Raw genomic sequence first — 1,884 nt, 5'->3', positions numbered from 1 at the left:
TTAAATTGATCAAAGATTTATGTAGGTTGGTATAAGCCTTAGCTGCTGTTTCAGCGTTGTACAGCGCAGTAAGTAAAACCAATATTAACTTGCCAAAGGGGCAATGTAGCCATGTTTTAAGGCATACTTTCGCAAGTCATTTTATGATGAACGGAGGGAATATTTTACTGTTACAACAAATACTTGGTTATGCAAAGATTGAGCAAACCATGGTTTACGCGCACTTTGCACCAAGTCACTTAGAGGATGCCATTAGATTTGGCCCAAAAATAGTTTAATATTATTAAATATACAGTGAGGTTTCTAATTTTGAACTTAGCTCTAAAATGAAGCTTAAGCTATAGACCAGCCTACAAGCTTAATTAAGACAGATAAAATATTAGTGATACATACAATAAGATTCGAGTGCAAATCAGGTGAAGAATCAGTAGTGCTACGGATATATATCCAGATAAAAGAAACTATAGTGTGGACTACAGTAATAAAACCTATAGAGATAAATACTCTTTTTGCAAATTTAATTCTACGTTCAATTGCTAGGGAGAGTTTACCTACCTTTTCATAAGCAGGTTTACTTTTTTCTTCTAACCGTTCCATTAAGCTTTTATACTCAAATTTTAAAGCATTTAGGGAATGTAATTCATTCACTACCATCAAAATAATAAATATAGTCACAGTCAAAGAGATAAAGCCTATACCAATGTTCGCAGCAAGTATTTCACTATGATTTTTCTCACTAGCTGTTTGTATAGATTGAACTCTTGTAGAAGTTAAGTATATAGAAGCAGGGATTGCAAAAGTTTTAGTAATCCCTGCACTTATTGAATCATTAATAGTATGTATATACTCTCTGTATTTTTCTTCATACTCGACTCTAAGCTCTTTAAATGAAAAACCTACGATATAAGCTTGGTAATCATCGTCAAATCTACTTTCGAATTTACTAAAATTGCTTAGTAAATATGAAAAGCGTTCTTTTTCTTTTTTATGAAATAGAAAATTATATAAGACATTTTGTAATATATGACTTTTCTCAGTTTTATCTGTGTCATCATTCTCCATCGTGTCACAGAAATTAGTTAAGCCGTCAAATTCTATTTGTAACATTTCTTCATTGTAGCGCGAAGGTATTAATAGCTTTTTTCGATATAAAAAAAGCATAGAATTATAATCAGAGTCATCAGATTTTTTGCTTAATAATTTCCAAATTTTACATATTTCTAAATAGTGCTTTAAAGGGCTGGATTTTATAACTTTATCACCATCTCTAAAGACTACTGGTTCAGAAGTACCTGAAAAGATAAAAAAGTTTTTAGGGCATTTTACAGGATGATTATCAACTAATACTTTAAATGAAGGATATAGTTTAACTTCATGTGAGCTTTTTATTTCTACAGAATAACTTTTATTTTCTTCTAACTGACCTAGGTTTACCGGAGTTTTTCTGGATGACTTAAAGTTTTTCTTAAAACTATCACCCAGTAAACCACACTCTTGTAAAGCTTTGAGTTCATCTGTGTCTTCAGGACTAAAAGTAAATGTTAACTGAAAATGCTCATTTATTTCACACCAAACAGGGTTTTTAAATTTGAATACAGAAATAATATAGCTTTTTAGAGAGTCAGTCATCATCTAGCATTGAGCTCTTCAAGTAAATCATTAGGTAAGTTTTTAAATGTAAGTGTTTTAGTTTTACCGTCAAATACAACATTACCATTATCTAATGCTTCTCTCTTAAAGCTTACTCTATAGTCCTTAGTTTCCCCATAATATTTTGCAAACTTTCTCAGAGAAGCTTTGTCTGTAGTGGTACAGTGATTTTGGCCACCCATTAAGAAAGAAATGTTATGCTAATAAGCATACAAATTTGGGTGAAAAAATGAC

The 1,884-nt window shown here is 31.1% G+C and carries 2 protein-coding genes and 1 pseudogene; 1 reads left to right on the top strand and 2 read right to left on the bottom strand.

Going from position 1 to position 1,884, the window contains the following annotated elements; translation table 11 throughout:
- Nucleotides 1–77 precede the first annotated feature (77 nt).
- A pseudogene (locus DC53_RS21860) lies at nt 78–278 on the top strand (tyrosine-type recombinase/integrase); the annotation flags it as partial.
- 55 nt (nt 279–333) lie between these two features.
- Here DC53_RS21860 and DC53_RS00370 read toward each other — a convergent pair.
- Together DC53_RS00370 and DC53_RS22995 are read right to left on the bottom strand one after the other, a co-directional pair.
- Nucleotides 334–1,632, bottom strand: coding sequence for a hypothetical protein (locus DC53_RS00370; protein WP_033032363.1), 1,299 nt, complete (start codon nt 1,630–1,632; stop codon nt 334–336).
- Nucleotides 1,629–1,832, bottom strand: coding sequence for a nucleoid-associated protein (locus DC53_RS22995; RefSeq protein ID WP_033032361.1), 204 nt, complete (start codon nt 1,830–1,832; stop codon nt 1,629–1,631). The genes DC53_RS00370 and DC53_RS22995 overlap by 4 nt, the downstream gene beginning before the upstream one ends.
- Nucleotides 1,833–1,884: the final 52 nt, after the last annotated feature.

Source organism: Pseudoalteromonas fuliginea, from assembly GCF_000690055.1.
Classification (GTDB): domain Bacteria; phylum Pseudomonadota; class Gammaproteobacteria; order Enterobacterales; family Alteromonadaceae; genus Pseudoalteromonas; species Pseudoalteromonas fuliginea.
The sequence above is the reverse complement of the archived record's forward strand: the minus strand, read 5'-3'. Positions and strand labels throughout refer to the sequence as shown.